Origin of the sequence: Asticcacaulis taihuensis, from assembly GCF_900100255.1 — a bacterium.
Classification (GTDB): Bacteria; Pseudomonadota; Alphaproteobacteria; order Caulobacterales; family Caulobacteraceae; genus Asticcacaulis; species Asticcacaulis taihuensis.
This window is the reverse complement of record NZ_FMTS01000005.1, coordinates 277891-302205: the sequence shown is the minus strand read 5'-3', so window position 1 is coordinate 302205 and position 24315 is coordinate 277891. Positions and strand designations below refer to the sequence as shown.

Annotated in this window: 24 protein-coding genes and 1 tRNA gene; 18 read left to right on the top strand and 7 right to left on the bottom strand. The window is 60.1% G+C overall.

Features of this window, described 5'->3' with window-relative positions:
• Positions 1-3 precede the first annotated feature (3 nt).
• From tsaD to BLO49_RS13745, 4 genes are all read left to right on the top strand, one after another.
• Positions 4-1113 (top strand): tRNA (adenosine(37)-N6)-threonylcarbamoyltransferase complex transferase subunit TsaD, encoded by a 1110-nt coding sequence (tsaD, locus tag BLO49_RS13760; RefSeq protein ID WP_090649681.1) that lies wholly within the window; start codon positions 4-6, stop codon positions 1111-1113.
• The gene (locus BLO49_RS13755) at positions 1110-2117 is read left to right on the top strand and encodes an NAD(P)H-dependent glycerol-3-phosphate dehydrogenase (protein ID WP_090649680.1); all 1008 of its coding nucleotides are present in this window, start codon (positions 1110-1112) and stop codon (positions 2115-2117) included. Before tsaD ends, BLO49_RS13755 begins: the two co-directional genes overlap by 4 nt.
• Positions 2118-2145: 28 nt before the next feature.
• Complete coding sequence (locus BLO49_RS13750) at positions 2146-2658, top strand: hypothetical protein (RefSeq protein WP_090649678.1); 513 nt, start codon at positions 2146-2148, stop codon at positions 2656-2658.
• A gap of 155 nt (positions 2659-2813) precedes the next feature.
• Positions 2814-3209 carry a hypothetical protein gene (locus BLO49_RS13745; protein ID WP_090649677.1) on the top strand — a complete coding sequence of 132 codons (396 nt, stop codon included), beginning with the start codon at positions 2814-2816 and terminating at the stop codon, positions 3207-3209.
• Positions 3210-3281: 72 nt separating this feature from the next.
• Here the strand turns inward: BLO49_RS13745 and BLO49_RS13740 are convergent, their stop codons facing one another.
• Positions 3282-3725, bottom strand: a complete 444-nt coding sequence (locus tag BLO49_RS13740) for a VanZ family protein (protein ID WP_245679040.1) — start codon at positions 3723-3725, stop codon at positions 3282-3284.
• 66 nt (positions 3726-3791) lie between these two features.
• A complete protein-coding gene (locus BLO49_RS13735) occupies positions 3792-4979 on the bottom strand; it encodes an acyltransferase family protein (protein ID WP_170828341.1) in 1188 nt (395 codons plus the stop codon).
• A gap of 191 nt (positions 4980-5170) precedes the next feature.
• Here BLO49_RS13735 and BLO49_RS13730 point away from each other — a divergent pair, with 191 nt between their 5' ends.
• The 3 genes from BLO49_RS13730 to BLO49_RS13720 all read left to right on the top strand — a co-directional run bounded on the left by BLO49_RS13730 (position 5171) and on the right by BLO49_RS13720 (position 9957).
• Entirely contained in the window at positions 5171-6067 is an 897-nt protein-coding gene (locus tag BLO49_RS13730; RefSeq protein WP_090649674.1) for a peptidylprolyl isomerase, read from the top strand.
• Between the two features lie 383 nt (positions 6068-6450).
• Positions 6451-7926, top strand: coding sequence for a methyl-accepting chemotaxis protein (locus BLO49_RS13725; protein ID WP_090649672.1), 1476 nt, complete (start codon positions 6451-6453; stop codon positions 7924-7926).
• Positions 7927-8025: 99 nt separating this feature from the next.
• Positions 8026-9957, top strand: coding sequence for a putative bifunctional diguanylate cyclase/phosphodiesterase (locus tag BLO49_RS13720; protein WP_220083746.1), 1932 nt, complete (start codon positions 8026-8028; stop codon positions 9955-9957).
• Here BLO49_RS13720 and BLO49_RS13715 read toward each other — a convergent pair whose 3' ends face one another.
• Entirely contained in the window at positions 9958-10590 is a 633-nt protein-coding gene (locus BLO49_RS13715; RefSeq protein ID WP_090649669.1) for a DUF4197 domain-containing protein, read from the bottom strand.
• Between the two features lie 239 nt (positions 10591-10829).
• Here BLO49_RS13715 and BLO49_RS13710 point away from each other — a divergent pair, with 239 nt between their 5' ends.
• Both BLO49_RS13710 and BLO49_RS13705 read left to right on the top strand, forming a co-directional pair.
• Entirely contained in the window at positions 10830-11150 is a 321-nt protein-coding gene (locus BLO49_RS13710; RefSeq protein ID WP_090649668.1) for a hypothetical protein, read from the top strand.
• Positions 11151-11256: 106 nt separating this feature from the next.
• Positions 11257-11526: a hypothetical protein gene (locus BLO49_RS13705; RefSeq protein ID WP_090649666.1), complete on the top strand. Its 270-nt coding sequence runs from the start codon at positions 11257-11259 to the stop codon at positions 11524-11526.
• A 3-nt stretch (positions 11527-11529) separates the two neighbouring features.
• Here the strand turns inward: BLO49_RS13705 and ilvD are convergent, their stop codons facing one another.
• Entirely contained in the window at positions 11530-13395 is a 1866-nt protein-coding gene (gene ilvD / locus BLO49_RS13700; RefSeq protein WP_090649665.1) for a dihydroxy-acid dehydratase, read from the bottom strand.
• 372 nt (positions 13396-13767) lie between these two features.
• On the bottom strand, positions 13768-14727 hold the full coding sequence (locus tag BLO49_RS13695; RefSeq protein WP_090649663.1) for an alpha/beta hydrolase: 960 nt from the start codon (positions 14725-14727) through the stop codon (positions 13768-13770).
• 579 nt (positions 14728-15306) lie between these two features.
• Between BLO49_RS13695 and BLO49_RS13690 the strand changes: the two genes are divergently transcribed.
• From BLO49_RS13690 to leuB, 8 genes are all read left to right on the top strand, one after another.
• The gene (locus tag BLO49_RS13690; RefSeq protein WP_090649661.1) at positions 15307-15903 is read left to right on the top strand and encodes an IlvD/Edd family dehydratase; all 597 of its coding nucleotides are present in this window, start codon (positions 15307-15309) and stop codon (positions 15901-15903) included.
• 30 nt (positions 15904-15933) lie between these two features.
• Positions 15934-16941, top strand: coding sequence for a ketol-acid reductoisomerase (gene ilvC / locus BLO49_RS13685; RefSeq protein WP_090649660.1), 1008 nt, complete (start codon positions 15934-15936; stop codon positions 16939-16941).
• Positions 16942-17042: 101 nt separating this feature from the next.
• Positions 17043-18728, top strand: a complete 1686-nt coding sequence (gene ilvG / locus BLO49_RS13680; protein ID WP_090649658.1) for an acetolactate synthase 2 catalytic subunit — start codon at positions 17043-17045, stop codon at positions 18726-18728.
• Positions 18706-18984, top strand: a complete 279-nt coding sequence (locus tag BLO49_RS13675) for an ACT domain-containing protein (protein WP_090649656.1) — start codon at positions 18706-18708, stop codon at positions 18982-18984. The genes ilvG and BLO49_RS13675 overlap by 23 nt, the downstream gene beginning before the upstream one ends.
• Before the next feature lie 158 nt (positions 18985-19142).
• Complete coding sequence (locus BLO49_RS13670; RefSeq protein WP_090649655.1) at positions 19143-20087, top strand: branched-chain amino acid transaminase; 945 nt, start codon at positions 19143-19145, stop codon at positions 20085-20087.
• Positions 20088-20243: 156 nt separating this feature from the next.
• Positions 20244-21668 (top strand): 3-isopropylmalate dehydratase large subunit, encoded by a 1425-nt coding sequence (gene leuC / locus BLO49_RS13665; RefSeq protein ID WP_090649654.1) that lies wholly within the window; start codon positions 20244-20246, stop codon positions 21666-21668.
• A gap of 3 nt (positions 21669-21671) precedes the next feature.
• Positions 21672-22262, top strand: coding sequence for a 3-isopropylmalate dehydratase small subunit (gene leuD, locus BLO49_RS13660; RefSeq protein WP_090649652.1), 591 nt, complete (start codon positions 21672-21674; stop codon positions 22260-22262).
• Positions 22263-23330: a 3-isopropylmalate dehydrogenase gene (gene leuB / locus BLO49_RS13655; protein ID WP_090649651.1), complete on the top strand. Its 1068-nt coding sequence runs from the start codon at positions 22263-22265 to the stop codon at positions 23328-23330.
• Positions 23331-23387: 57 nt separating this feature from the next.
• Here the strand turns inward: leuB and BLO49_RS13650 are convergent, their stop codons facing one another.
• Both BLO49_RS13650 and BLO49_RS13645 read right to left on the bottom strand, forming a co-directional pair.
• Positions 23388-23657: a DUF167 family protein gene (locus BLO49_RS13650; RefSeq protein ID WP_090649649.1), complete on the bottom strand. Its 270-nt coding sequence runs from the start codon at positions 23655-23657 to the stop codon at positions 23388-23390.
• 9 nt (positions 23658-23666) lie between these two features.
• Positions 23667-23984, bottom strand: coding sequence for a YggT family protein (locus BLO49_RS13645; protein ID WP_245679039.1), 318 nt, complete (start codon positions 23982-23984; stop codon positions 23667-23669).
• Positions 23985-24100: 116 nt separating this feature from the next.
• Here BLO49_RS13645 and BLO49_RS13640 point away from each other — a divergent pair.
• A tRNA-Ala gene (locus tag BLO49_RS13640) sits at positions 24101-24176 on the top strand.
• Positions 24177-24315: the final 139 nt, after the last annotated feature.

Below are 24315 nucleotides of genomic sequence, written 5' to 3'. Positions count from 1 at the left end.
GTTATGTCCTCAAGCCTGACCGTTCTGGGTATCGAATCGAGTTGCGACGAAACCGCCGTGGCGGTGGTGCGCCGCGATGATGCGGGCACGCATGTACTGTCATCGGTCATCCACAGCCAGGTGATGCAGCACAAGGCGTTCGGCGGCGTGGTGCCGGAAATCGCCGCGCGCAGCCATGTCGAGACCATTGACGATCTGGCGCGGCAGGCGCTGGCGGAAGCCGGCGATCCGGGGCTTGATCTGGTGGCGGCCACCTCCGGCCCCGGTCTGATCGGCGGTGTGATGGTGGGGCTTTCGTTCGCCAAGGGCTTTGCCCTGGCGCGCGACCTGCCGCTGATCGGTATCAACCATCTGGAAGGCCACGCCCTTTCCGCCCGCCTGACCGAAGATGTCCAGTTTCCCTTCCTGTTGTTGCTGATTTCCGGCGGCCATTGCCAGCTTCTGAGCGTGAAGGGCGTCGGCGATTATGAGCGTCTCGGCACCACCATCGATGACGCGGCGGGCGAGGCTTTCGACAAGATCGCCAAGGTGCTGGGACTGGGCTATCCCGGCGGTCCGGCGCTGGAAGCCTGCGCCAAAACCGGCGACGCCAGCCGCTTTACCCTGCCGCGCGCCCTGCTGGGCCGCAAGGACTGCGACTTTTCCTTTTCGGGCCTGAAGACCGCCGCCGCCCTGATCGCCCATGCCGAAGTGAAGACAGAGCAGGATCGGGCCGACCTCTGCGCCGGTGTGCAGGCGGCGATTGCCCGGCAACTGGTCGAACGCTCCGACCGCGCCATGAAGCTTTTCAGAGAACAAACCACCGTAACCGATCCGGCCTTTGTGGTGGCCGGCGGCGTGGCGGCCAATCTGGCGCTGCGCGCGGCTCTGACCGCCACGGCGGAGAAAAATGGCTTCGTGCTGAAAGCCCCGCCGCTGAAATACTGCACCGATAATGCCGCCATGATCGCCCTGGCGGGGCTTGAACATTATGAAAAGCTGGGCAAGGGTGCGCTCCCCGACACAGAGACGGGCATGAGCACCATCGCGCGGCCGCGCTGGCCGCTCGATGAGACGAGCGCCGCCCATGCGCCGATCCATAAATATTCCGGCCGCAAGGGAGCCAAGGCGTGACGGTTCAGACTTTCAACAAGGTAGGCGTCATCGGCGCGGGCGCCTGGGGCACGGCGCTGGCGCAGGTTTCGACGCTCGGCGGCAATACCGTCATCCTCCACGCCCGCGAACCGGAGGTGGTGGCCTCGATCAATGGCCAGCACGAAAACAGCCTCTATCTCGGCGGGGTCAGGCTTTCGGCCGATATCACCGCCACCAGCGACTTCGCCGACCTGGCGGCGTGCGACCTGATCCTGGCCGTGCCGCCGGCGCAGTTCATGCGCGCCACACTGTCCGCCTTCAAGCCTTATGTCAGAGACGGCCTACCGGTGGTGTTGTGCGCCAAGGGCGTCGAGCGCGGCACGGACGCCCTGATGACCGAGGTGCTGGAAGATGTTCTGCCCGAAGCCAGTCCCGGCGTGCTGGCCGGTCCCAACTTCGCCAGGGAAGTGGCCATGGGACTGCCGTCGGCCGTCACCATCGCCTGCGAGGATGAGGCGCTGGGCGCGCGCATCGCCGCCACCCTGGCCGGCCCCACCTTCCGGCCCTATCAATCGACCGACCTGATCGGCGCCGAGGCTGGTGGCGCGATCAAGAACGTCATCGCCATCGCCTGCGGCATCGCCGAGGGCAAGGGGCTGGGGCGCAATGCCCACGCCGCCCTGATCACGCGTGGCTTCGCCGAGATGTCGCGCATGGCGATTGCGCTAGGCGCGCGCTTCGAGACCATGTCCGGCCTGTGCGGGCTGGGCGATCTGGTGCTCACATGTAGCTCGCCGCAATCACGCAATATGAGCGTCGGCCTGGCGCTTGGTCAGGGGCAGACCCTGGCCCAGTTCCTCGAAGGCAAGGTGTCAGTGGCGGAAGGTGTGCAATCGGCGCCGGCCGTGGTTGATCTCGGCCGCAAACACAAGGTCGAACTGCCGATCTGCGAGGCGGTCAATGCCGTCCTGACCGGCGAGATGGACGTGTCCCGCGCCATCGAGGCCCTGTTGTCACGGCCACTGAAAAGCGAGCGGGCTTAGGCCGAAAGCAAAAATAGGGCGGGGGCATATGAAGATCGAATGGTTTGAGGCTTATACACCGAAAGAACTGGATCGGGCGCAGGATATGTACGGTTTGGTGTTTCCGCCGGACCTGATGGCCTTTCTGAGTGAGCGCCATCCACTTCTGCATTACGATTGGCGATCGGATAATGAGGCAATCAGAACAATGTTGCGTTGGCCTTACGAAGGGCTATTGTTTGATGTTGAAAACAATAGCCTGTGGTTGCCTGATTGGGGAAACCGTCCTGTGACGGCGAAATTACGTGCCAGTGCGCTTAATGAAATTGTTGATGCTGCGCCTAAGCTTATCCCTCTGTGCGGTCACCGCTATCTGCCGTCTGATCCCGCCGAGGCCGACAATCCCGTATTCTCCGTCTATCAATCCGATATTATTTATTACGGGACCAACCTTCACGAATATATTGGCCGGGAAACCCACCTACCGATTACTGTACCTGTTCCCGCCGAATTAAAACCCATACGGTTTTGGTCACAATTCGCTGATCGTACATTTGACTGAATAATCGTATACGATCACAAAATGTTGCAGCGCGATATTTGTTAATGACAGCGCTGTCAATGTGGTGCAGCCTCGGTTTGTCACAGCCACTCCCTCCCCTCTTTTAGGCCGTGACGCGCTATAAACCGCAACCCTAAACTTTGTGAGTGTGTCCCATGATGAAATCCGTCTCCCTCCTCGCCGGCGCCGCCCTGCTGGTCGCTTCCGTTTCCGCTGCCCCGAGCTTTGCCGAAGGCAGCTTCACTAACCCCTCGTCGCATAGCTGCACCACCGCCCAGGAAGAAGCCGTCGGCAAGCCCATCGCCGATGCGGCCGCTGACAAGGTCCGTGACAGCGCCCCCGCCCAGAGCAAGCGCCTGATCAAGGTCGAAGGCTGCAAGGTCAATGACGGCGTGGTCAGCACCTATTTCACTTACAACTACGTTTCGAACAATGTTGCCTACGCCGTTGACGGCAAGGCAAAAGTCGATGCGACCGGCGCGGTCGAACTGGCACAGATCGAAAAGCCAGGCATCGTCTATGCCTCCATCGACAGCAACTATGTCGAATAGGGCCTGACACCGGACGAAATGAAATGGCGCCGGAACTCAGCTACCGGCGCCATTTTTATAACTATGGAAAATTCAGAGAGGCAACTTGCTGACCGCATCGGCATTCGCGCCCACACGATCTGTGCGGCGGCGCGACGGGCGGCTGCCCTGCATCGACCGGCGCATCGACTGCATGACCAGCGGCGCCATGACCAGGGATATGCCGAACGCATCCGCCAGCCAGTCTGGTACATTGCCATCGCGGCCCACCATGGCCTGCACCACCTCGATCAGGCCGCCGATGGCCAGGCAGATCAGGGCCACGTCCCATTTGCGGATTTTCGGCAGGGCCAGCAGGCTTAAGCCCGTCAGGGCATAAAAAGCCAGCACATGCGCTTCCTTGTCGGTGAAGCCGACCTTCTGTTCCAGACCGCCAAACGGCCCGAAGACCAGAATGGCAATGGTCACGGTAAGGACCGCCAGGCAGGTGCGGACAAGCAGGGTCATTTTGGCGGCGCGCGACATTTGGGGCAGCAAGGGAAACTCCATCGATTGAGCCTCCATCCTACGCTGCGGATGCGAAAACGCGGTGAACAGACGTGGTTAAGATGTGGTTTTACCCGGTTCAGTACGGCCAGAGGTTTTTCTGACGACGGCACCTCCATTATCAAACCGCCGCGTGAGCCATTTTCGGACAGGCTCATCGATGGCCAACCCGGCTATCACAGCCAGTAAAATGCTCGCGGCCGAGGCCACCAGCGGAAAGTCCAATTGGAAGGCCAGAGGCGCGTCTGCCCTTATTCCGTGGAGCCAGACCGAAATCAGATTACCAACTGGAATATGCAGACAATAGAGTGGATAGGACAACCAGCCCAAGGCATTTGATATGCCCGCCACAATGCGCCCAGGCGCGGTCATTCCGGATCCGAGCAAAAGAATAAGCGGGCAAAGGACAATCAGCGAAGCCAGATATACCATTCCACGCAGATCATAGGTGATGCACAGCGCAGCTATAGTCAGGATTATCAGCATGACCGGACTTTTGGCAAACAGGCCGAGGCTTGCCCTCATTTTCAGCAGGGCAAGACCGGCCGGCGTTGTCCCTTCCGTCAGTTTATAAATAAGGACTCCGACTGAGAAGCCGAATATGACCCTTGGATAGCCCAGCATCACATTTCCGGACGTATATCCCCCCATTATCTGGAGCGTACGGCTATGCGCAGAAATATTAAGCGCGAGACCCAGAATGAACCAGAACACCAAGGCCAGAACACAAATCATGGCCAGTTCCCTGGGCCTGCGATTTATGAAAGCCATCATGCACAAACTGATGAATGCCTCGAAAAACAATGACCATAGTGCACCGTTTGCCGGCGCTATTGAGCCGATGGCTGGTTGGAGATTGCCGAAATTGTGGATCGATATGGTGTTGATCAAAGGCATGAACAGCGAATTGAAAACGGCGGCGCCCAAAATTTCAAAATTGCTGATCGTCGTATAACCATTGGCGCGCATGACGATCAGCGTCAGGCTGCCCAGAGCCAGGCCGAGCAGGAACATAGGATACAGACGTATGAGGCGTTTCATGATGAGTTGGCTAAAGGTAATCTCACCCCGTTCGACTCGCTGACCGTACGAGGCGCAAATAACAAAGCCGCTCAGCATGAAAAACAGATCGACAGCGACAACGGCGTTCGGAAAATCGGTATGACCGGTAAAATGAAACGCCATGACGGCCAGCGCACATACGCCGCGAACGGCATCCAAAACAACAAAACGATGCTTACTCAACAGACAACCTCTTAAATACCTCTCCTGCTTTTCATGTTCATTACAGGACCGCAATATCCTTGTCCGCCAACCCGGATCAACAATGATTGCAGTCATCAATTTGAGCCAAAATACGAAGAAAACCGTCAGTTTTTATGCTTGCAACCGACCTGCGACGGCGTAGTCTCCAGTGAAACCTTCTGGAGATATCAATGTTCAAGCGCCTGCTCCTGACCGGCACCGCCGCCCTGTTCCTGATCGGGGCCGCGCCCATTACCCAGCAGGGCGGCGCTACCCAGGCATCGCCGCAGGAAGTGCTCGACGCCGCCCCGGCCAGCGCCTGGATGACTGTATCGCCGGATGACCTGGTGGTGATGACCCTGGCCGACGGTCATCAGGTCACCTACCAACTGGCGCCGGATTTCGCACCGGTCCATGTCGCCAATATCCGCCAGCTTGTGCGCTCCGGCTATTTCGACGGCGCCTCGATCCTGCGCGTTCAGGACGCCTATGTCGTGCAATGGGGCCGGCCTGACGAGGACAAGACCGAGGCAAAGGGAATAAACCCCACCCCGCCGGCGGAATATGAATTTGCCCTGCCATCGGGTTTCAAGGCATTGCCATATCGTGACGCCTATGCCGAACAGGCTGGCCATGTGAAGTCCTGGCCGGTGGCGAGCGATGGTCACACCGCCTGGCTGATCCATTGCTATGGCATGATCGGCGTGGCGCGTGATGTAGCGCCCGATACCGGCTCCGGCACACAGCTTTATACCGCGATCGGTCACGCCCCGCGCCATCTCGACCGCAATCTGGCCGTGGTCGGACGCGTGATCAATGGTATGGAGTTCCTGACCGACCGGCCGCGCGGCACGGAAGAGCTGGGCTTTTACAAGGATGACAGCCAGCGCATAAAGATCGTTTCCGCGAAAATGGCCGCTGACCTGCCGCCAGCCGAACGCCCATCCTTTCAGGTAATGGACAGCGACAGCCCGGCCTTTGCCGCGTGGATAAAGGCCCGCGCCAATCGCTCCGGCGCGTTTTTCGTGAGGCCCGCCGGCGCGGTCGATATCTGCAATGCGCAGGCGCCGGTTCGGACAGCACAATAATCAACTTTCGCGCGCCTTCTGCAATCCTGAATTGTTTAAAAATATCTTTAGATGGAATTTTCGCTCATATGGCGAATATAAATCAATGTTCACGGCCAGAGTTTGACGAATATACACGCCATAATTGTTACAGCACGCAAACAATTTAACACCTTCCGCTTTCTACTATCTTTGCATAACATCACGGAGCCGCAAAATTATTTGGCCTTATTTAAATTCTTTATCAGTATTAATTTCCTATACTGAATAAAAAGATCCGTATCCGATATACGAAATAAGTATCCAATACATATTTACACGCCAATAAACTATCCATTAACCCTATACGCCCTAGCCTGATCCAGATTCGGAAGAGTAACCGTTTCAGGGGCGTGAGGCGTATCATGTTTTTCAAAAAGACCAACCACAACGATACCAAGGCCATCATCGACGCCCTCCACGCTTCGCAGGCCGTCATAGAATTCACTCCGTCGGGAGAGATCCTGACCGCCAACAGCAACTTTCTCAACACCGTCGGTTACAGCCTGAGCGAGATTTCCGGCCAGCATCACAGTCTCTTCTGCGATCCGGAATATATAAAAACGCAGGACTATCGCCAATTCTGGCACGATCTCGGCCAGGGGCATTTTGCCTCCAATACCTTCAAGCGTTTCGGCAAGGGCGGACGGGTCATCTGGCTCCAGGCCACTTACAACCCGATCCGCGATGAAGCCGGCAAGGTGACCAAGGTCATCAAGTTTGCCTCCGACATCACACAGTCCCGCCTGCGCGACCTCGATGTCAATGGCAAGATGGAGGCGCTCGATCGCGCCCAGGCCGTCATCGAATTTACGCCATCCGGCACAATTCTCAACGCCAACCCGAACTTCCTTGCGGCTGTCGGGTATAGTCTCGATGAAATCGTCGGCAAGCATCACGCCATGTTCTGCGAACCGGACTATGTGCAATCGAGCGCCTATCGCCAGTTCTGGGATAAGCTGGGGCGCGGCGAATACCAGGCCGCTGAATACCGCCGCCTCGGCAAGGGCGGCCGCGATATCTATATCCAGGCCACCTATAATCCGATCTTTGACGACACCGGCGCCGTGGTGAAGGTTGTCAAGTTTGCCACCGATATCACGGATACGGTACGACGCCGTATCCGCGGCACCGAACTGAACAGCGAACTCGGCGTGGTGGTCGGCAGCATTTCCGAAGCCCATGAAAAGGCCGGCATCGCCGCCAGCGCCTCGACCGAAACCGGCGCCATGATCCACAGCGTGGCCGCGGCATCGGAAGAACTGGCGCAGAGCGTGCGCGACATCTCCAACAGCATGGGCCATGCGCGCGGCAGCGTGGAAGGCGTGTTCAAACATACCGAGGTCGCCAATACTTCGGCCGAATCGCTCAACAAGTCGGCCACCTCCATGACCAATGTGGTGACCCTGATCCAGGACATCGCCGGCCAGATCAACCTGCTGGCACTCAATGCCACCATCGAATCCGCCCGCGCGGGGGAGGCCGGCCGCGGTTTTGCTGTCGTCGCCTCCGAGGTCAAGTCCCTGGCCAACCAGGCGGCGCGCTCCACCCAGACCATCGCCGCCGAAATCGCCAACATGCAGGCCGTCACCGGCGAGGTGGTCGGCGCACTCGGCCTGATTTCAAGTTCGATGAATGAAGTGCTCGGCAATGTCACCTCCGTGGCCGGCACACTGGAGCAGCAGAGTGCCGCCACCAGCGAGATCACCGCCAACATGCAGGCGGCGGTCACGGCGGTCAGCGAAATCAACGAAAGTCTGGAAAATATCAGCCACACCTTTGCCCATGTGGCGGAGGAATCCGGGCGCGTGAAGCAGGAAATGGACAATCTGGCGGCGTAATCACGGCCACTAACCGATTATATACATAACTGCGCTATGGTTGTACCCGCCGCTGTTTGAGGGCGGGAAGACAGGTGCAGGGTATTGGTGTCCGGATTATTGTTTTTTCAGCGTGTGGCGAATGTCTTTCGGGTGCCGACCGGCAATGCGGAGTTGTCGCGTGCGCAGTATGACGCCTTTGCCAAGCAGATCCCCCTGCTTTACTTGCTGCTGACGACCAATACGATTGCCGTGGCCACGAGTTATGTGAATGTGGCGCCCTTCTGGCTGACCGTGGGCCTGCCGGCCGTGCTGTGCCTGATGTGTATTCTGCGCCTGGTCAAGTGGCTCAATCGTTCGCGTAAAATGCCGACGGACGAGATGGTCCTCAAACAATTGCGCCAGACCAACCGACTGGCGATTGTCATTGCCGCCGCCTTCACGGCCTGGGGCCTGATCCTCTATGGATATGGCGATGCCTATGCACATGGCCATGTCGCCTTTTACATGGCCGTGACCGTCATAGGCTGCATCTTCTGCCTGATGCACATGCGGTCCGCGGCGATTATCGTGACACTGATCGTCAACGTCCCCTTCATTATCTTCTTCCTGCTCCAGCCGCAGACGAGCCTGAAAGCCATGGCGCTCAACCTGGTATTCGTCTCCGCCGCCATGATCATCGTCCTTCTGATCTATTCGCGTGATTTCGCGCGGCTGGTGGAATCACGCAGCGAAACACGCCGGCTGGGCGATGAAAATTTCCGTATCGCCAATCTCGACGCCCTGACCGGCCTGGCCAACCGCCGCTGGTTTTTCGCCGAACTGACCAAGCAACACGAACGGGCCCAAACGACCGGCGCGGCCTTCGCCATCGGCATCGTAGATCTCGATGGATTCAAACCGGTCAATGATACCTATGGCCACATGACCGGCGACCGGGTCCTGACCGAGGCCGCGCAACGTTTGAAGGAAGCCTGCGGTGACGACATCATCCTGGCGCGCCTCGGCGGCGACGAATTCGGCTTTATCGTTTCCGGCAACCCGACACGCGACGAACTGCGCTGGCTGGGGGCCGCCATTAGCGACGTCATCCGCCTGCCCTATGCCGTCGGCAGTTCGCAGGCGCTGCTCGGCTCCTCCATCGGCGTGGCCGGCTATCCGCAGTCAGCGAACGACCCGCAGGCCCTGTTTGAGCGCGCCGACTATGCGCTTTACCACGCCAAGCGCCACCAGCGCGGCCAGATGGTCATCTTTTCCACGGAACACGAGGAACAGATCCGCAGCCACAGCGTCATCGAACAGGCCCTGCAAAATGCCGATCTCGACGCCGAACTGTCCATGGTTTTCCAGCCGATCGTCGACATCACCACCGGCCGGGTCCGTGCCTTCGAGGCCCTGGCGCGCTGGCAAAGCCCGACTCTGGGCAATGTCAGCCCCGATCGCTTCATCCCTGTGGCCGAACGCGCCGGACATGTGCGCGGCGTCACCAAGACCCTGCTGAAAAAAGCGCTGGCGGCGCTGGCGCAATGGCCGGCGGACATCCGCATGTCGTTCAACCTGTCGGCGCACGACCTGTCGGATTCGGAAACCGTGGTGCAGATCATCGCCATTATCAACCGCAGCCGGGTCGATCCGAAGCGCATCGATTTCGAAATTACCGAAACCGCCGTCGCGCATGATTTCAAGCAGGCGGTGGCGGCAGTTCAGACCCTCAAGGCGCTGGGCGCCGGCATTTCGCTCGATGATTTCGGCACCGGCTATTCGTCCTTAAGCCATGTCCATCGTCTGCCGCTCGACAAGATCAAGGTCGACCGCAGTTTCATCACCGATATCGGCTCAAACCCGGTCAGCCTCAAGATCGTCAAATCCCTGACCGCCCTTTGCGCCGACATGGGGCTGGACTGCATTATCGAGGGCGTGGAAACGGCGGCGCAACTTGCGACCTTGCGTGATCTCGGCTGCCGCATGGTGCAGGGCTATTATTTCGCCCAACCGATGACGGAAGCGGAAGTGCCGGCATTTCTTGCCTCAGCAGATGAAAAGCGCGCCTGATCAGCCGAAAACCGACTTCAGAATCTGGGTGGTCCGCTTGGCCGGATCGCGGCGGATGGCGGTTTCCTCTCTTCCCACAAAGATGAACAGCCCTTGCAGGGCGAGACCCGTGGCATATTGCCCGAGATAGGTCTTGGCATCGGTCTGGAAATAGGATTTCAGGTTGTTACGCTTTATCGCCCGGTCGAAATAATCAACCGCACCGCTGGCCTGCATGGCGTTTTCCATCGGCGGGGTGAAGGCGGCCGTCAGAGCCGGCGTCGTTTTCTTTTGCAGATAGAGGGTGCCGGCCGTATTGCCGCCCCTGATGATGCCCACCGCGTCATTGATGGTCAGGGTCTGGATGGCATTGACGAACAGGCCGCGCGCCACAGGCGCCGCGTTTTCCGCGGCCCGGTTCATGCGCAGATGCAGGTCATCGAGCAGGCCGGACTGGCCCAACGGCTTCAACAACTTCTGCGCGCTGGCTAAGGATTTCGGCAGGGGGATGCGAATCTGCGGATCACCCCAGTAGCCATTGGTCTGGGAGAGATGCGTCACCGCCGTATCCGCCCCCTGTTTCAGCGCGGCACGCAGTCCCGCTTGCGCATCCGCAATGGAGAGTTTTGCCAAAGCATCACTCGCCAAACTCATTGCCCCCAGGCTAACAATGCCCGTCAGTAAAAACCGCCTGTCCATTCTGCCTCCGTTAGTCTCGTGTCAAATCTACAGCAAATCGGTGACCTGTCGCGCGGCTTTTTCAGCGCATATGCGAGGTATTTAGGTGACACCAGGCGTATTTATGCCGCACCGCCGTTGTGCAACCTCGTACAAAGCATTAACCTTCGCATAGTGGATATTGATTTCGCGGCAGAAAGCTTCGGGGGCGTGGAGTGAAGCGGGGGGCAATCTATTTTTCGGGTCTTGTAGGGCTGATTCTACTGGCCGCTCTCGTTCTGCCCCGCACCAGCCGGGCCATTGAAGCGCACCTGCAATCGGAAATGGACTCCACCCTCGCCGAAAAGGGACTGACCGATATCGAGGTCCATATGGATGGCCAGACGGTCACCTTTACCTGCAGGTCGCAATCCGCAGATGAAATGAAACCCTGCCTGGCCCAGGACCTCAAGCCCGCCATTGAGGCCGCCAAGACCCTGCCCGGTGGCTATGGCCCCCTCCTGGGGCCGGTGACACGGATCAGGATCGCCCCATGATCTACCTGGTCTATGAACTGCGCGGCGCCATAGTCATCGCCCTGTGCCTCGGCATTGCCTGCGGCTTCGCCGAACGCTGGATCAGCCGGAAAAGGCGCCGGCGCCCATGATTTTGCTTATGTTTCAGGGCTTCCTCATCCTGCTCACCGCCTTTGTGATCTGCCTGCCGATCGGCGACTGGCTGGCACGCGGGCTGCGCGACCGGTTGAGGCGGCCGCGACCGGAAACCGAGCGCCTTCTGGGGATGATCACCAGCGCAGCGCCATCAGAAGCGCCGGCGCCAGAACCCGCCCCGGCCCTGACCTATCCGGTTTCCGCCTTCGGCCACACCACCATCTCCCGGCCCTTGCAGACGGATGAGCAGGCGTCCCTTTAGGCCCTACTTCTTCAGTTGCCCCAGATCACGCACGGCACCGGTATCGGCCGAGGTGACAAGCGCCGCATAGGCCTGAAGTGCTTTGGAGACATAGCGCTCGCGGTTCTTCGGTGTGTAGGCATCCGCCCCGCGATGCTCTTCGGCGGCGCGGCGTTCGGCGATCTCACGATCCGACAGCACCAGATGGATGGTGCGGTTCGGGATATCGATCTCGATCAGGTCGCCGTCTTCCACAAGGGCGATCAGCCCACCGGCCGCCGCTTCCGGCGAGGCATGGCCGATGGACAGGCCCGAGGTGCCGCCGGAGAAGCGGCCGTCGGTCAACAAGGCGCAGGCCTTGCCCAACCCCTTGGACTTCAGATAGGTGGTTGGGTAGAGCATTTCCTGCATGCCCGGACCGCCCTTGGGGCCTTCGTAGCGGATGACCACGACATCGCCTTCGACGATCTGGTTGCCGAGGATGGCGGTCGTTGCCGAATCCTGGCTTTCAAACACGCGCGCCTTGCCAGTAAACTTCCAGATAGATTCATCGACCCCGGCGGTTTTCACGATGCAGCCCTTTTCGGCGATATTGCCGTAGAGCACAGCCAGGCCGCCATCCTTGGTGAAGGCGTTCTCGACCGAGCGGATCACACCCGACTGGCGGTTGGTGTCGAGTTCGTCCCAGCGCTTCGATTGTGAGAAGGCCTGCGTGGTGCGCACGCCGCCCGGCGCCGCCTTGAAGAATTCGGCGACCGAGGAATCATTGGAGGATTTGATGTCCCAGTGGGCCAGCGCCGCGGCCAGTGTGGGCGAATGCACGGTCGGCTGTTCGCCATGGATCAGGCCGCCGCGATGCAGTTCGCCCATGATGCCGACAATGCCGCCGGCGCGGTGAACGTCCTCGATATGCACCTCCGAAGAGGCCGGCGCTACCTTGCAGATGCAGGGCGTCTTGCGCGAAATCCGGTCGATGTCCTGCATGGTGAAATCGACACCGGCTTCCTGCGCCGCGGCCAGGATATGCAGCACGGTATTGGTCGAGCCGCCCATGGCGACGTCGAGCGTCATGGCGTTCTCGAAGGCTTCCTTGGTGGCGATGGAGCGCGGCAGCACCGAGGCGTCGTCCTGGCCGTACCAGCGGTCGCACAGGTCGACGATGGTGCGGCCGGCTTCGCAGAACAGGCGCTGACGGTCGGAGTGGGTGGCAAGCGTCGTGCCATTGCCGGGGAGCGACAGGCCGAGCGCTTCGGTCAGGCAGTTCATCGAATTGGCGGTGAACATGCCGGAGCACGAGCCGCAGGTCGGGCAGGCGGCTTCCTCGACGGCCTGGACCTGGGCATCGGAAATGCGGTCATCGCCGGCCTGCATCATGGCATCAACCAGATCGAGCGCATGGGTTTTCGCCTTGCCGCTTTCATCGGGCCAGACCACCTTGCCGGCCTCCATCGGGCCACCGGAGACGAAGATGACGGGGATATTGATGCGCAGGGCGGCATTCAGCATCCCCGGCGTGATCTTGTCGCAGTTCGAGATGCAGACCATGGCGTCGGCGCAGTGGGCATTGACCATATATTCGACGCTGTCGGCGATGATGTCGCGCGACGGCAGTGAATAGAGCATCCCGCCGTGGCCCATGGCGATGCCGTCGTCGACCGCGATGGTGTTGAATTCCTTGGCAACGCCGCCAGCCTTCTCGATCTCGCGCGCCACAAGTTGGCCGAGGTCTTTCAGATGAACGTGGCCCGGCACGAACTGGGTGAAGGAGTTGACGACCGCGATGATCGGCTTGGAGAAATCCTCGTTCTTCATGCCGGTGGCCCGCCAGAGCGCCCGCGCGCCCGCCATGTTGCGGCCGAAGGTGGTGGTGCGGGAACGTAAGGCGGGCATGACAGAGCACTTTCCAAAAAGTGTGACGCACTTTTTGGACTAAAAAGTGCGGTAAAACAAAAACCCGTTACCTATGTAAGCAAATGTAGACGGAACAAGGTTTTGCGGGATGGGCTCTATATAGTCCTCATCCGATTTAAGGCAATGATTTTTGCGATTTCACGAAGGATAAGGTGATCCACAGATTACACAGATTGCACAGATGGTTCGAGCACGTGATAAGTCATAAGACGCGCCGAAGGCGCATAAGAATGGGCTTCATTTCGCGCCTGAATCACAGCCCGCATCAAATCATCTGCGCTTACCTGGCTTAATCTGTGGATTCCTTCCCTTTCTAAAAATCTGCGCAATCTGTGTAATCTGTGGATAGCCTTACTTTCCTTGATCCCGCCACATCCAGCGCAGGATATCCGGCAGCATCGAGCCGCCGTGCTGGTCGGAATGGCCTCCGTCGCCCCAGACATGTTTCAGGTCGTAGCGTGCCGGGCCGAGGTTCCACTTATCGGCATTGGCATTGGCCCATTCGATCGATTTGACCATCTGCTGGCTGGACAGAAACCAGTTGCCATGCTCGTTGTCGAGATCGTTCGAGCCGTCCTGCATGAAAATCCGCAAGGGCCTGATCTTCGATTTGCGGATCAGGCCGGGATAGGTGTCGCCGCCGGGGATAAAGGGCGTGGTCGCCGTCGCCGGATGCATACCGATCGAGGTGAAACTGCCGATCATGCTGATGACATTGCCGAACGCCTCCGGATGATTCCACGCCACGGTAAACGCCGCGATCGCCCCGCTGGAGGTGCCGCCGATAATGCGTTTCTTCGGATCGTCACTGAACCTGTAGCTCTTCGCCACTTCCGGCAGCAGTTCATCGATCAGCATCCGGCTGTAATCGTCGTTCAAGGCGTCGTATTCCTCGGCGCGGTGATCGGGATTACCCATGCCAAGATTATCGGGATAGTGTTCGCTGACATTACCGGGCGTGACGAAAACGCCGAGCGTCGGCGGAATATCGCCCCTGGCGATCAGGTTATCCAGCACGGTATTGATGCGCAGTGGCCCGCCCGGATTGAGCGCCCGCTGGCCATCCTGGAAGACCAAAAGGTTGGGCGGCGTGGCGGCGCTGTAGCCCGCCGGCACGTAGACCCAGTAGCGCCGCACCGTATCGGGGATCGCCCGCGAGTGAAATTCCATGGGCCCGACCACCTGGCCATGTGGCACGGCCTGAACCTGCGAGTCGGCGCCGAGCGGATAATCGCCCGGTTTGCGCAAGTCCTCTGCGAAAGCGGGCATAGCCAGGCAGAGCCCTATGGCGGCGACAGCGAATATCTTCATGGCGGTTCCCCTTATTATAAGCCTATGATAGGCCGCAAATGGCACATGACAAGGGATGCCCTGCCGTTAGGGAATGATGCGATTTATGCAGGGGACAGATTGTTGCGTTTTTTTGCCTTCCGCCTCGCCCTTTTTCGTGATTTCACCCTCAATTTTGAATTTATTTACCCCATATTCCGCGAATTTCGATAAAATCTTTTGCTGCATTGCCGTAATAACTTGAATTGCCGAAAAATTTTTCCAAATTTCCTTTGCAATTTGAAAAGAGTTCTGGCTATATGTGGATAACGCACCCATCCGGGGTAGCGCGGAGTTGAGTTATGACCAAGGCTTCGGCCATCGCCATTGCAAAGAACAAGACGCAAGAGCTTCGCGCTCTGGCGACCTCGTTCGTTATGGCTGTCATTGTACTTGACCTCGTATCGCTGCTTATTGGGGGCGTAGTACGCCCCATGCTTTCGGAGTGGTAGCGCAGGTTTAAACACCCGCACTAAAGAGGATACATCCTCCCGCTCCTGACCTGAGCGGGATTTTTTCGCACATCTCAATATCTGAACCGGAAGAGATTTTATCGTGACCATGCAGAGCCAGATCAACACGCAGACAGCCGCCCCGTTCAAGGGTTCGGCCGCCGTGGTACGCGCTTCGCAAGGCTTCGCTATTCTCCATGGTTCGCTGGCACCTGCTGGCTGCGTCATCCGCCTCGATGGTTTCACAACCGAAGCCTATGACGGTCGTGCCCGCGTCTTCGAATCCGCCGGTGACGCCCTGGCGGCGGTTCATGCCGGCCAGATCCGCGATTGCGACATCGTCATCATCCGCCACGAAGGCGACATGGCCTATCGCGCCGACGATCTCGGCGACATCAGCGCCGCCCTGGAAGGCGCCGGCATCGAGCGCGTCACCCTCATCACCGACGGTCATATTGGCACCTGTTCCGGGTCGGTCATCGGTCAGGTCGCGCCGTCCGCCTCGGCGCGCGGCCCGATCGCCTATATCAATGACGACGACATCATCCACATCGACATCGCGGCGCGCCGCATCGATATCCTCGCCGATATCGACATGCGCCGTGCCGCCAGGATGCAAAAGCCCGGTCAAAAGACCTTCGGCGCCGGCGCCCTGGAAAAATATGCCCGCATGGTGACCTCGGTCACCCGCGACGGTTCCTTTTAATCCTCAATACCCCATACCTTGGAGACTACTGTGAAGATCTACACCAATGACGACGTTTCGCCGGACAGCCTGAAGGGCGAGCGCATCGCCATTATCGGTTACGGCAGCCAGGGCCGCGCCCATGCCCAGAACCTCCGCGATTCCGGCGCCGATGTCATCGTCGGTGTCCGCAAGGGCGGTTCCGGCTACGACAAGGCCACCCATGACGGCCTGCAAACCGCCGAAATCAAGGACGCGATCGCCGACGCCACCATCATCGCCATCCTGACCCCGGACATGTCGCACGCCGAGATCTACAAGGACATCATCGAGCCCTTCGCCCCCAAGGGTGCGGCCCTGCTGTTCGCTCACGGCTTCTCGGTCCTCTATGGCCGCGTCGTGCCGCGCGCCGACATGGATGTCATCCTGGTTGCCCCGAAGGGCCCCGGCGATCTCGTCCGCCGCGAATACCAGCGCGGCCGCGGCGTGCCGTCGCTCTTCGCCGTTGACCGCGACGTCACCGGTACGGCTGCCCGCAAGGCCCTGGGCTATGCCCGCGGCATCGGCGGCACCGTCGGCGGCGTTATCGAAACGACCTTCCGTGAAGAAACCGAAACCGACCTGTTCGGCGAACAGGCCGTTCTCTGCGGCGGCACCACCGAACTGGTCCTGATGGGCTTCGAGACCCTGGTCGAAGCCGGCTATCGTCCGGAAATCGCCTATTTCGAAGTGCTGCACGAACTGAAGCTGATCGTCGACCTGCTGTATGAAGGCGGCTTCGCCAAGATGCACTCCTTCGTTTCGGAAACCTGCAAGTATGGCGACCTGGTCTCCGGCCCGCGCATCATCAACAGCGAAACGCGCGAGCGTATGCGTGAAGTTCTGAAGGACATTCAGGACGCCACCTTCGCCCGTGAATGGATCCTGGAAAACCAGGCCGGCCGGCCGCGCTACAACTCGCTGATGAACACCGACCTGAACCACCCGATCGAAAAGGTCGGCAAGGATCTGCGCGGCCGCATGAGCTGGCTGCAGAACAAGGCCAATGTCGACGCGTAAGCATCGATAAGCATTACCCTGGATTGGACGGGTTCAATCCAGTGGCGGCGGCGGACCTAGGCGGGTCCGCCGCACCCTTTCAAGATTTTCCGAGTTTTACGATGAGCAACCAACCGACAGGCGCACAACTGGTCATCTCCACGCTGAAGGCGCTGGGGGTCGAGACCGTGTTCGGCTATCCCGGCGGCGCCATCATGCCCATCTATGATGCTTTGGCCGGTTCTGGTTTGCAGCATATCCTGGTGCGCCATGAGCAGGGCGCGGCGTTTGCCGCAGACGCCTATGCGCGCGCCACCGGCAAGACCGGCGTCTGCATGGCCACGTCCGGTCCCGGCGCCACCAACCTGATCACCGGCATCGCCAATGCCTATATGGACAGCGTCCCGCTCGTCTGCATCACCGGCCAGGTCGCCACGCACCTGATGGGTACGGACGGCTTCCAGGAAGTCGATATCCTGGGCCTGACCCTGCCGATTGTCAAACATTCGTGGCTGGTCCGTAACGCCGCCGATATCCCCGCCATCCTGTCCGAAGCCTTTGCGATCGCCGCCGAAGGCCGTCCCGGCCCGGTGCTGGTCGATATCCCGAAGGACGTCGCGGCCTCTTACGTCGCCGTTTCCGGTGCCGCCACCTTCCCGGAATGGACCGCGCCCGAACCGGACGCCTCTGCCATCCGGGCGGCTGAAAAACTGATCGAACAATCGAAGCACCCGCTGTTCTATATCGGCGGCGGGGTCGAGATGGCCCACGCTTCCGCCGAATTGCGCGCTCTGGTCGCCCGTACCGGCATTCCCGCCGTCTCTACCCTGAAGGGGCTGGGCACAATCCCGACCACCGATGACCTGTTCCTTGGTATGCTGGGTATGCACGGCACCCGTGCCGCCAATATCGCCGTCCAGGATTCGGACCTGCTGATCGTGCTGGGCGCGCGCTTCGATGACCGCGCCACCGGCAAGCTGAACGCCTTCGCGCCGAACGCCAGGATCATCCACGCCGATATTGATCCGGCCGAGATCAACAAGCTGCGCCGCGCCGATGTCGCCATTGTCGGCAATCTCAAGACCACCATCGAGACCCTGAACCCCAAGGTTCAGGGTATCCAGAAGTGGGTCGAGAAGTGCAAGGCCGACAAGTGGGAATACCGCTTCAAGTACAATGCGCCAGGCAAGGGCATCTATGCGCCGGGCCTGCTGAAATCGCTGTCGGAAAAGGCCGGTGATACCTTCATCGCCGCCTGTGACGTCGGCCAGCACCAGATGTGGGTGGCGCAGCACTGCGAATTCGCCCACAACCGCGGTCACCTGACCTCCGGCGGCTCAGGCGCCATGGGCTACGGCCTGCCGGCCGGGGTCGGCGCCAAGCTGGCCAAGCCCGACCACCACGTCGTCACCATTTCGGGCGATGGCAGCTTCATGATGAATATTCAGGAGATGGCGACGCTCAATCGCTACAATATCCCCCTGAAGATCGTTCTTCTGGACAACTCCTCGCTCGGCCTGGTGCGTCAGTGGCAGGAGCTATTCTACCAGGAAAATTACAGTGAAATCGACCTGTCGGACAATCCCGACTTCGTCGAGGTCGCCCGCGCCTTTGGCCTGTCCGCCTTCCGCATCACTCATCGCCATGAGGTCGAGGGGGCGCTGGACAAGCTGCTGGCCGCCGAGGGGCCAACCCTGTTGCATGTGTTAATTGATCCGCGCGAAAACGTCTGGCCCCTGGTTCCCCCAGGCGCCTCGAATGCGGAAATGATGGAGGAGCGTTGGGATGAGCCACTTGATTCATATTGAGCTGGATCGCCTCGAAGGCAGCCTCCTGCGAATTCTGGGCCTCGTCGAGCGGCGGGGGTTCAACATCGATGGTGCTGAACTCTACGATCTCGGCGAGGACAAGCGCGGCCTGTCCCTGACGGTGCGTCCGCGTGACCCCTCACGCAACACGGATATTCTCGGCCTGCAGATCGATCGTCTTTACGGCATCAAGCGTCTGGCCAGTGATCCGCGCGGCGCTTCTGCGCCGGCAGCGAAGAGCAAGGTCAGCGCATGAGCACGCAGGCGACGGCAGGAAGTCAGGGGATGAGGTATCGGGGCCGTGGTCGCGGCCCCGGCCAAGTATTTGGGTTGTTTTAAGCAAAATCCATCTTTTTGACGCCTGTGAAAAGGCGTACAGAACTCCCCAATACGAACATATCAAGATTGTTGAACATGACAAAACTCGCTGACAAAATCTGGCTGAACGGCCAAATGGTTGCCTGGGAAGACGCCAAGGTCCACGTTCTGACCCACGCCCTGCACTACGGCACCTCCGTCTTCGAAGGCATCCGCGCCTATGACACGCCGAATGGCTCGGTCGGTTTCCGCCTGCGCGACCACCTGATCCGCCTCGAAGATTCCGCCCGTATCTACGGCATCAAAATCCCCTACACGCTGGATCAGATGATCGCGGCCTGTAAGGACACCCTCACCGCCAACGGCCTGAAGAGTGCCTACTGGCGTCCGGTTGCCTTCCTGGGTGAAAACGGCCTCGGCGTCACGCCGAAGGGCGATAACATCAAGGTCGATTTCGCCGTCGCCGCCTTCCCGTGGGGCGCCTATCTCGGTGAAGAGGGCCTGCAAAAGGGCGTGGATGTCTGCATCTCGTCGTGGCAGCGCGCCGCGCCGAACACCATCCCGACCGCCGCGAAGATGGGTGGCAACTATCTGTCGTCCTACCTGATCGGCAAGGAAGCCCGTGGTCGTGGTTATGCTGAAGGTATTGGTTTGGGTACCGACGGCCGTCTGTCGGAAGGCGCGGGTGAAAACCTGTTCCTGATCATGAACGGCAAGATCCACACCCCGCCGGTCGCGGCCTCCATCCTCGGCGGCATCACGCGCGATTCGATCATCAAGCTGGCCAGGGCCGATGGCATCGAAGTCATCGAACAGGCCCTGCCGCGCGAGATGATGTACCTGGCTGACGAAATCTTCATGTGCGGCACGGCGGCGGAAATCACTCCGATCCGTTCGGTCGATGATATCCCCACCCGCGCCGCCGGTCCGGGCAAGGTCACCAAGCGTCTGATGACCCTGTTCCACGGCCTGTTCAACGGCACCACGGAAGACCGCTTCGGTTGGCTGGACCCGATCCAGGCGCCCGTCCCGGCCGAGTAAGACTCTTTTCTCCTCCCCTGCTTGCGGGGGAGGGGGACCACGAAGTGGTGGAGGGGGCCGCCACGAAAGCAAATGCCCCCTCCGTCGCGGACAAGCCGCGACACCTCCCCCGCTTTGCAGGGGAGGAGAAAATGAAACGAACCTAGAGTTATAACCATGGCCCAATCTACCCGACCAAAGTCGCTGTTTGAAAAAGTATGGGACGCGCACGTCGTCGAGCCGGAGGGCGCCAACAGCCCCGCCGTGCTCTATATCGACCTGCACCTGGTCCACGAAGTCACGAGCCCGCAGGCGTTTTCCGAACTGGAGGCACGCGGCCTGAAGGTCCGCCGCCCGGACCGCACCTTCGCCACCCTGGATCACTCGATTCCGACCCTGCGCCCCGATGCGCAAGGCAATCGCCCCTACGTCACCAAGCAGGCGGAAATCCAGGTCCATACGCTCGAACAGAATGCCGCCAAGAACGGCGTGCGCCTCTTCGGCTATGATGCTGAGAACCGCGGCGTCGTCCACGTCATCGGGCCGGAAATGGGCCTGACCCAGCCGGGCTACACGGTCGTCTGCGGCGACTCGCACACCTCGACCCACGGCGCCTTTGGCTGCATCGCCTTCGGCATCGGCACCTCGGAAGTCGGCCACGTCCTGGCCACCCAGTGCCTGGCCCAGCGCAAGCCCAAGACCATGCGCATCACCATCGACGGCAAGCTCCAGCCGGGCGTCACCGGCAAGGACGTTGCCCTGACGGTCATCGCCACCTTGGGATTTTCGGGTGGCACCGGCTACGCGCTGGAATATGCCGGCCCGGTCATCGAGGCGCTGGACATGGAAGGCCGCATGACGGTCTGCAACCTCTCCATCGAAGCCGGCGCCCGCTGCGGCATGATCGCCCCCGACCAGAAGACGGTCGACTGGCTGCGCGGCCGTCAGTATGTGCCGCAAGGCGAGGCCTACGATGCCGCCGCCGCTGAGTGGCTAAAGCTGAAGTCCGACGATGGCGCTACCTTCGACAAGGAAATCCGCATCGACGGCTCGGCCATCGAGCCGATGGCCACCTGGGGCACCAGCCCGGATCAGGGCGCCCCGATCGTCAAGGGCGTGCCCGTGGCCGCCAACGAGGATGAAGAACGCGCCCTGAAGTACATGCACTTCACCGGCGGCGAAAAGCGCGAAGTCGAGAAGGTCGATGTCGTCTTCATCGGCTCGTGCACCAACGGCCGCATGGCCGACCTGCGCGCCGCGGCCGAAATCTTCAAGGGTCGCAAGGTCGCTGAAGGCGTGCGCGCCCTCGTCGTACCGGGTTCGGAATGGGTTCGTGTCGAGGCCGAAAAGGAAGGCCTGGACAAGATCTTCACCGAGGCCGGCGCCGAATGGCGTCTGCCGGGCTGCTCGATGTGCATCGCCATGAATGGTGACTTCGTCCTGCCGGGCCAATTGGCCGTTTCGACCTCGAACCGCAACTTCGAAGGCCGCCAGGGCCCCGGTTCGCGCACCGTACTGGCCTCGCCGGCCACCGCTGCCGCCTCCGCCATCGCCGGCCATGTCGCCGATCCCCGTCAATTCATGGCTCTTGAGGAGGCTTAATCCATGTCCAATCAGGAACCCGTAAACAGCTTCTCGTCGCGCATCGTCGTCCTGCCGGAAGCCAATATCGATACCGACCAGATCATTCCAGCCCGCTTCCTGACCACCACCACCAAGGCCGGTCTCGGCAAGGTGGCGTTCAATGACTGGCGCTACAATGCCGATGGCTCGAACAAGGATTTCATCCTCAACACCATCGACCCGACCGAGCACCGCGTGCTGGTGGCCGGCAACAATCTCGGCTGCGGCTCGTCGCGCGAACACGCCCCGTGGGCGTTAATGGACTATGGCTTCAAGGCCGTGATCTCGACCGAGATCGCCGACATCTTCAAGTCGAACTCGCTCAAGAACGGCCTGGTGCCGATCGTGGTCGATCAGCCGACCTATGACAAGCTGCTCAAGAACCCGCAGCAGCGCGTTACCGTCGATCTGGAAAAATGCGCCCTGACCCTGGAAGACGGCACCGTCTTCACCTTCCAGGTCGAGGAATTCGCCCGCCAGTGCCTGCTGGAAGGCGTGGATGCCATGGGTTGGCTGCAAAAGCGCCTGCCGCAAATTGAAGCTTACGAACAATCCCACGGAAAGGCCGCTTAAATGGGTACTTTTAACATCGTCGTCCTGCCGGGTGACGGCATCGGTCCCGAAGTCGCCGCCGCCGGCGTATCGGCCCTGAAGGTCATCGGCGAGGTCTACGGCCACACCTTCAATTTCGAAGAGAAGCGTATCGGCGGCATCGCCATCGATACCGACAACAATCCGTACCCGGAAGATACCGACAAGGCCTGCCTGGCGGCCGATGCCGTGCTGCTCGGCGCCGTCGGCGGGCCTAAGTGGGACCTCGGCAAGATGCGCCCGGAGCAGGGCCTGCTGGCCGTGCGCAAGTCGATGGGCCTGTTCGCCAATCTTCGCCCGATGGAGGTCAAGGCCTCGCAGATCCACCGTTCGCCGCTGAAGCGTGAAGTGGTCGAAGGCGCCGACATGCTGATCGTCCGTGAACTGACGGGTGGCCTCTATTTCGGCAAGCAGACCCGCACCGAAGATACCGCGATCGACGAATGCGTCTATACGGTCGCGGAAATCGAACGCGTCGCTCGCGTCGCCTTCGAGGCCGCCCGCAAGCGCCGCAACAAGGTGACCAGCGTCGACAAGGCCAATGTCATTGAAACCAGCCGCCTGTGGCGCGAAACCGTCATGAAGCTGCACAAGGCCGAGTATTCCGACGTCGAGCTGGAGCACAACCTTGTCGACTCGATGGCCATGCACCTCGTCACCCGCCCGACGGCGTTCGATGTGATCGTGACCGAGAACATGTTCGGCGACATCCTCTCCGACCTTGCCTCGGTCCTGCCGGGCTCAATCGGCCTGCTGGGCTCGGCCTCGCTGGGCACCTCCGGCAAGGGGCTCTACGAGCCGATCCACGGCTCCGCGCCGGATATCGCCGGCAAGGATCTCGCTAATCCGATCGGCACATTGAAGTCGGTCGCCATGCTGCTGCGCTTCTCGCTCAACCTGCTGACGGAAGCTGACGCACTGGACGCGGCTATTGATGCCATCGTTGAAAAGGGCGTGCTGACCAAGGATCTCGGCGGCACCGCTTCAGGCAGCCAGGTCTCGGCCGCCATCAATGACCAGATTCGCGCTGCCGCCACGGTTGCCGCGTAACAGAGCCACCTCGCAAAGGTGAACTGGCCTCCGGTGCGAAAGTGCCGGGGGCTTTCTTTATGGAAGCAGGCCGGTCAGTTCGCTTTCGTCCAATCCGTCTATCTCGATCTGCTTGAGACGAGCGGTATCGCCGACCACAAGCGACAGGCGCGATTTCGGCAGTTTCAGGGACTTGGCCAGGAAAGCGATCAGGGCCTCGTTGGCGCGCCCTTCGATCGGCGCGGCGCGCACACGAACTTTCAGGAACCGGCGGCCCTTTTCATCCTGGTCCCAACCATCGATACGCTCGACCGAAGATTTCGGCGTCAGGCGGACAAAAAGCCGCATAGCGGTGAATTAACCAATGAGCTGCTGCAAGGTCAGGAAGGCCGGCGGCAACAGATAAATCTTGATGCCCTGAATAACCAGGAAGGCGACGATAAAGCTGATATCCAGCCCGCCCATCGGCGGAATGATGGCACGGAAAGGCGCCAGGATCGGCGTGGTGATCCGGTCCAGCACGTCCAGGATCATATAGACGGCACGATTGCGCGTGTTGATGATATTGAAGGCCACCAGCCAGCTCAGAATGGCCGAAAGCACCAGCGCCAGAATGATAATGCCGAACAGGCCATCGACCACAAAATAAAGAAAACCGGCGATACCGACTGGCATATAGAACCCCTGATCTGACTACGTCTGTGAATATAGGACATTCCCTATCGGTTACAAGTTAAGGACCGCTTGACAGGCGGCAAACTTGCCTTAATAAGACACCCACCGAACGGCACGGGGCTATAGCTCAGTTGGTAGAGCGCCTCGTTCGCAATGAGGAGGCCAGCGGTTCGAATCCGCTTAGCTCCACCACCGTGCCCCTATCCGGCCTCTCCGTCCATCGACAAATGCAATCCAGCCCCGCTTCATGCCGGTCTGGGAAGGCCCTGTTCCTCGACCTTTAAATCTGCACTTTGCAGGATTCAGCTTGCCTTAACAGTGGGCGCGTAAG